A 6,698-nucleotide genomic window follows, 5' to 3' on the forward strand; every position below is an offset into this window, starting at 1 on the left:
TCTTCCATGCGAAGCATCTCGTTTTCGTATTTTTACTAACAAAAAAAGACACTATATTAACTGTCTATTAATAAGCACTAATAAACCCTTATTTTCGCGTTACATTGCTGTGAAAAACAGGGACAAAATAAAATTCGTCACATACAGTATATTCTTCTGAATTTAGCAGAACTGACCCAACTAGCACTGAGCGATCGCTTGTCCCAAAATTACTAATAACCGGAGATTCTTACCCAGTTCCAAAAACTTACCCTGGGTGATTCTAATATTAAAGATAGCGATCGCACCCAGTATCAACTCTACGGCTTATCCCATCTAATTCCCCTGGAAAAATTGATGATTGCGTAGCAGCTCAAGAAGGAGCATCACCCGACAAAAAGAAAAATCCCACCCACAACGGTAGGAGATTATCTTTTAATAGTACTAATGCACTAAAAACTGATCACGGCTAAATAGTTTGAAACGAAGATGGGTAGGACTTGTGTGTATACGTAGCTAGCCCAGGAGAGTGGGGACTTGTAAATTTTCCAATAATTAGCATTAATTGGATTCTAAATTTCCAGATTTTTGATTAAACTACAGATGTGGGTTTAATCTGGCAACATTTGAGTTGAAAGGAGACAAAATCTCATGAATATATTTGGTATCGGACTTCCGGAAATGGCTGTCATCATGGGTGTAGCACTACTGATATTTGGTCCCAAGAAGTTACCAGAAATTGGTCGTAGTATGGGAAAAGCAATTCGGGGTTTTCAAGAAGCTTCCAAAGAATTTCAAAATGAATTTCAAAAGGAAGCAGAGCAATTAGAAGAGGCTATAAGCACCACGGCTGAGTTGGAATCTAAGCAGATTGAAGCAGGGACAAAAGAGCAAGTATAAGTTATAGAAGACGAAGAATCAATCCAAAATCGAATGACAGAGACTGCTACCAAAAAAGCTTTAGTAATTCCCCAGTTAATTGTTGGCTTGGGTAACCCAGAACCTAAATATGACCAAACTCGCCATAATATTGGGTTTGCGGCGGTAGATGCTTTATGCTGTTCCTGGCAAATTAATTTATCAGGAAATCGTAAGTTTCAAGGAGATTATGGAGAAGGTGTAGCACCTGTTGACAGAAAAAAAATCCGCTTATTAAAGCCATCAACTTACATGAACTTGTCGGGACAAGCAATACAAGCTGTTACCAGTTGGTATAAGTTGTCTCCTGAATCTGTATTGGTGATTTATGATGATATGGATTTACCTTTAGGAAAAACCAGATTACGCTTATCTGGTTCTGCTGGAGGACACAATGGGATGAAAAGCACTATTTCTCATCTGAATACACAAAACTTTCCCCGCTTACGTATTGGTATTGGTAAACCAAAGGGTGCAGTGAAGGAGGATGATAAAAAAACAGTTTCCCATGTACTGGGAAAATTTTCAGTTGCAGAAAAGCAACTTATGTCTGAGGTTCTTCAGTTTGTGGTGGAATGTGTAGAATTATCCCTCAAACAAGGGGTAGAGAAGGCGATGAATCGCTGTAATAGTAGCAACTTCAGTATTCCTGAGAGTGACAATAAATCTTAAAACATACTTAAAGTTATACAAAAAATTATGGTTGACGAGTAGTTGTTTATACTATCCCATTCAACCATGATTGCTTTATTTAAGTAATTCAGTATCTAAAAAGAGGCTATTTAAAACGTCGCTTGCGTCTAGCAGCGACAGCCTTTCGCTTACGCCTTTCTATTGGAGTTTCAAAGTGCCGATGATATTTAACATCCGCTAAAATGCCAGCCTTGGAAACCTGACGCTTGAAGCGGCGTAAAGCCGAATCTATGCCTTCATTCTCTCCTAAAACCACTTGGGTCATTCTTACTCGTTCCTTCTTCGTCTGATTCGTCAATAATTAACTATTGTAATCAACCTTGACTTAGAATAAATATCCCCTTACAGACTCAATTTCTGAGAGAAAATATATAACTCAGAGTCAGGTATTAACAATAATAGCTTTTACAGATACTATATTACACAAAGATAATGTCATAAATAGTACGCTATATTAACTGCAAAAATTATACCAATTTGAAAAATCATTGTGACATATGGAAAGAAAGAAAAGCTTATGTAGTAACTCTTTCACAATCCAAGATATCAAATCTCAAATCTCAAATCCAAAATCGTATTTTATAAATGGTTGGTTGATTTCTGCTCAACTGTACTAGTATCAATCTCTAGTGCTAGTTGATAGAGTTGGCGACGAGGTATGGTAGTCATTTTTGCCAATTCTCGACTGGCTTGGGAACGGGATATCCCTTGACCAATCATGTGTGCCAATTCTGCTGTTAATTCAGCTAATGAAAGTTGGGTTTGGCTAGGCGGAGTACCTGCCACTACTAAAGTATATTCACCTTGGGGTTCTTTTTCCCTCTCTCCATAGTAAGAAATTGCCTCAGCGATCGCACCGCGCCAAAATTCCTCGTAAAATTTAGTTAATTCCCGTGCCATGACAATTTGACGCTGATGACCAAAAATGTCTCCTAAGTCCTGTAAAGTCCCTTTTAAACGGTGGGGAGATTCATAAAATACTAGAGTTCGAGTCTCTGTTTTGAGTAATTCTAATTGTTGACGACGTTGTGTGGTTTTGGCTGGGAGAAATCCTTCAAATACAAATTTATCTGTTGGTAGTCCGGCTGCACTGAGTGCCGTAACCACTGCGCTAGCACCAGGTATGGGAACTACTGAGATGTCCGCATCAATACAAGCTTTGACTAGTTCGTAACCAGGATCGGAAATTCCGGGCATTCCAGCATCCGTAACTAAAGCGATCGCTTGTCTTGTTTGTAGCTTTTCTACTAGTTCCGGAATCCGGCTGCGGCGATTGTGGTCATGATAACTGACTTGGGGGGTTTGAACTTGAAAATGTTGTAATAATTTACCTGTGTGACGGGTATCTTCAGCAGCAATTAAGTCTACTGTTTGCAAAATTCGCACAGCCCTAAAGGTCATATCTTCCAGATTGCCAATGGGTGTACCTACAACGTAGAGTGTTCCTGGTTTGGGGTCGGTTTGCATGGCTGTAACGCCCCTGTGAGTATTAGTGGGATAGATTCATGTTACTCTAGAGTAATATCTATTTGGGTTAAAAAATTTAGTTTCGCGGGTAGTTGTGCAAACTAATAGTATTTTTTCCTGACAGAATTATAATAATTTCAGCTTATATCGAGTTCACGATCATAAGTTAAGTTTTTTTAATAAATATAAAAAAATGAATATTCTTGCTTTTGTTGCATGGCTAGTTGCTCTTGTATTAATAATTTATTTATTGAAAAATATTGCTTTTGTTGCATGGCTAGTTGTTCCATTATCAATGATTTGTTTATGGAAAACGACTAAAATATATCCTGTTACATTATCCTGTTTGCAATATTTACTCTTATTCAGAGTTCCCATCATAGCAGGACTTTTTTTATTCTTTTTCCCTTGCGTTGCTATCAATCAATTCCCTTTATTCTTTGGGAATCTCTTTGTCATGCATAATTTTTTGCAATTAATTTGGACCATAATAGGAACAGCTTTAGCTAGCTTAATGGTTTCTGTCGTTTTTTACTTAATTTTCATTAATGCACCAGAACGTTACAGTGAAGTTTTGAAGAGAGAGATAAACGATTGGCACAGAGAGATAGAGTATTTGCAGAGACTGATAAAAAAATATCTGCCTGAATGGGTAAGAAACCTTTCATGTAAAACAGAAGGATTTCCGGCAAAAAACATATTCAGATATGGGTTAGCTATTATACTTGCATCACCAACTTTGGTCATTACGGTTACTCATTCTTTTCCCGAAGTTCAACCTAAAAATACAATGATACGAACTTTGGTAGTAATATTGTTAAGCGTATTAATATTCATAATAGTACATCAAATCAGAAACCATATTGATAATGATGATAATAAGAGCATTATTGGCGAATTTTTTTTTGTTGATGCTATAAAATTCTTCAATGGAAGAGAAGAATACACAAAAGGGTACTTTCAAAAAAACCCTATTACTAATGAGGATGAATTCACTGAAGGACATAAATTAGGTATTGCTTTAGGACTCGTAGGAATAGTATTTTATTTGATAGTAATTATTGCCAACTATCCAGGATGTAATATTTTATCATACTTCCCATTTGAAGCTGAAGCTCCCGCATTATTATATTTATTGCTAATTGTTTGGGTGGCAACAGCTTTACTTGGTGGTGCAATTTTTTATACTGATTATTTCCGCGTTCCTCTAAGATTATTTTTTATTCTTTTCTCTGGTTTTAGCTATGGAATTTTTGGTGTAGATCACTACTTTAAGTTAGAAGAAATCCAACAAAATCCTGATCAATATTCTTATACTCAATTAGCCGACTTTACCATACCCATTAAAAAACGTTTGCAAAATCAGAAATCACCAGAAGGGAAAACTTTAGTAGTAGTGGCTGCTAGTGGTGGGGGAATTCAAGCTGCTGGTTGGACAGTAGAAGTTTTAAGGGGTTTACAACAGGAATTAGGCTCTTCTTTTACCCAAGCAACAGGAATGATTAGCTCTGCTTCGGGAGGATCGGTAGGGACAATGTTTTTGCTTGATCAATTAGAAAGTGTAACAGGATCCAACTCCGATGTAATAAAAGAAAAATTTAACCAAGCATTTAACAATGCTACAGAAGATAGCTTAGATGCTGTTGGCTGGGGTTTAGCTTATCCTGATTTAGTTAGAGCAATTGGTTTTCCTTTTTTAGCAGTAAACAAATATGTTGATCGTGGATTCGCGATGGAGCAAGATTGGGAACGAGAAATGCTAAAACCCACGGCAACCTTGACATCTTTGCAAAAACCTATCATGGATGGGAAGATTCCTATACCAGTATTTAATGCAACTTTAGTAGAAAATGGCAATCGTTTTTTAATTTCCCCGATGAAGTTTGTTAATCAAGAAATTTCAGAAATTGCCCATTCTAAGTCACAGGCTAATCACCAAGTTTTAGATTTCTATACTCTTTATGAGTGCAAAGATAACAAAACTCGTGATAAGTGCAAAGATATCAAGTTTAGTGTTGCAGCAAGACTCTCTGCTTCATTCCCTTACATTTCTCCTCGAGCTCGTAACGACAATGATAATATCATTAAAGGAGAACCCTATAATTATCATATTGCTGATGGAGGATACTTTGATAATACAGGACTTTTTACTATTGTTGAATGGTTAAATGATTGGTTAGATCAGTTTCGTGAACAACTAAACGTAAAAAGGGTCTTACTATTACAAATTAATGCTTTCCCAGAATCTAAATTGGGTTCCATAAATGGCTATCCTGGCTGGTTTACAGAATTTATTGGTCCTTTAAAAACATTAAATAGTGTTCGTAATTCAACTCAAATAGCTCGGAATCAAGAAGAAGCGGAGCTTTTACAAAAAATTTGGAAAAATCAAGAGGAAGAAAATAAAGAGAAAGAAAATAAAGAGAAAGAAGTAGATATTCAACAATTTACTATTTTCTTCCCTGACAATGAAGAATATAAGCAACCCTTATCTTGGAAGTTAACCCAAAAACAGAAAGGCAACTTAGAAAAGGCTTGGGAAGAAATAGTCGATGATAAAGACCCAAAATCAACCTTTAATCAGATTAAAAAAACCTGGCAGGAAAAATGGAAAATGCCTAAATATTGGGAATCCTAATCTATTGGGCTCTATTGTTTCAATGTCCGAAGACATGATGATTAAGGTTCAGTCAACAAACAGAATATTAAACTTATTACTTATGTATGACAAATTTAAAATCCCATCATGGCTTATTTGTGGGGTTAGTCACCCTAGATTTAATTTACCTGGCTGACTCTCCTCCCCAAAATAATCAAAAAATAGTTGCTACAGATTATACTGCGGCGGCTGGTGGTCCTGCGACCAATGCCGGGGTGACATTTAGTTATTTGGGTAATCAGGCTACAGTCGCCGGGGTAGTTGGTTCTCACCCCATGACACATTTAATTAAAAGCGATTTGGCAGATAGGCAAGTACAAATCGTGGATTTACACCCCACCCCCAATAATCCGCCTCCTGTTTCTTCCATTATTGTGACTCAAACAACGGGGGAGAGAGCAGTAATTTCCATGAATGCGACTAAAATTCAAGCCAGTAGTACTTCCTTACCGCCTAACATTTTAGATAATGTAGATATTGTATTAATTGATGGACATCAGATGTCCGTAAGCAGAGAAATTGCGATCGCAGCTCAAGCCAAAAATATTCCTGTAGCCATCGATGGTGGTAGCTGGAAATCCGGCTTCGAGAATATCTTACCTTATGTTGACTATGCCATTTGTTCCAGTAATTTTCTCCCTCCCAATTGTCACCAAGAAACTGAAATTTTTGCCTACCTGAATCAATTTTCTATCCCCTACATTGCCATTACCCACGGGGAAAAACCCATTACATACAATCTTAGAGATGAAAGTGGTGAGATTAAGGTTCCTCAGCTCCAAGCTGTAGATACATTAGGTGCAGGAGATGTTTTTCATGGTGCTTTTTGTCACTATATTACTCAGAAGGGATGTAATTTTACTGATGCTTTGGCATTTGCAGCTGATATTGCAGCTTTATCCTGTAGATGTTTCGGCACTCGGACTTGGATGAATTCAGGGAACATCAAAAAGTGAATTCTCCAATTTCATCTGTCAAGTCT

Annotated in this window: 6 protein-coding genes; 4 read left to right on the forward strand and 2 right to left on the reverse strand. The window is 37.0% G+C overall.

Going from position 1 to position 6,698, the window contains the following annotated elements:
- Positions 1–630: 630 nt before the first annotated feature.
- Both CALSC_RS18500 and pth read left to right on the forward strand, forming a co-directional pair.
- Positions 631–879, forward strand: coding sequence for a TatA/E family twin arginine-targeting protein translocase (locus tag CALSC_RS18500; protein WP_088242764.1), 249 nt, complete (start codon positions 631–633; stop codon positions 877–879).
- A gap of 33 nt (positions 880–912) precedes the next feature.
- Entirely contained in the window at positions 913–1,569 is a 657-nt protein-coding gene (gene pth, locus CALSC_RS18505; protein WP_088242765.1) for an aminoacyl-tRNA hydrolase, read from the forward strand.
- A gap of 106 nt (positions 1,570–1,675) precedes the next feature.
- On the opposite strand, the gene rpsU is transcribed toward pth, so the two are convergent.
- A complete protein-coding gene (gene rpsU / locus CALSC_RS18510; protein ID WP_088242766.1) occupies positions 1,676–1,855 on the reverse strand; it encodes a 30S ribosomal protein S21 in 180 nt (59 codons plus the stop codon).
- Between the two features lie 314 nt (positions 1,856–2,169).
- The gene (gene rsmI, locus CALSC_RS18515) at positions 2,170–3,057 is read right to left on the reverse strand and encodes a 16S rRNA (cytidine(1402)-2'-O)-methyltransferase (protein ID WP_088242767.1); all 888 of its coding nucleotides are present in this window, start codon (positions 3,055–3,057) and stop codon (positions 2,170–2,172) included.
- Positions 3,058–3,250: 193 nt separating this feature from the next.
- Here rsmI and CALSC_RS18520 point away from each other — a divergent pair, with 193 nt between their 5' ends.
- Positions 3,251–5,695, forward strand: a complete 2,445-nt coding sequence (locus CALSC_RS18520) for a hypothetical protein (RefSeq protein ID WP_088242768.1) — start codon at positions 3,251–3,253, stop codon at positions 5,693–5,695.
- Positions 5,696–5,781: 86 nt separating this feature from the next.
- Positions 5,782–6,672 (forward strand): sugar kinase, encoded by an 891-nt coding sequence (locus CALSC_RS18525; RefSeq protein WP_088242769.1) that lies wholly within the window; start codon positions 5,782–5,784, stop codon positions 6,670–6,672.
- Positions 6,673–6,698: the final 26 nt, after the last annotated feature.

The organism is Calothrix rhizosoleniae SC01, assembly GCF_900185595.1.
GTDB classification, from domain to species: domain Bacteria; phylum Cyanobacteriota; class Cyanobacteriia; order Cyanobacteriales; family Nostocaceae; genus Calothrix_A; species Calothrix_A rhizosoleniae.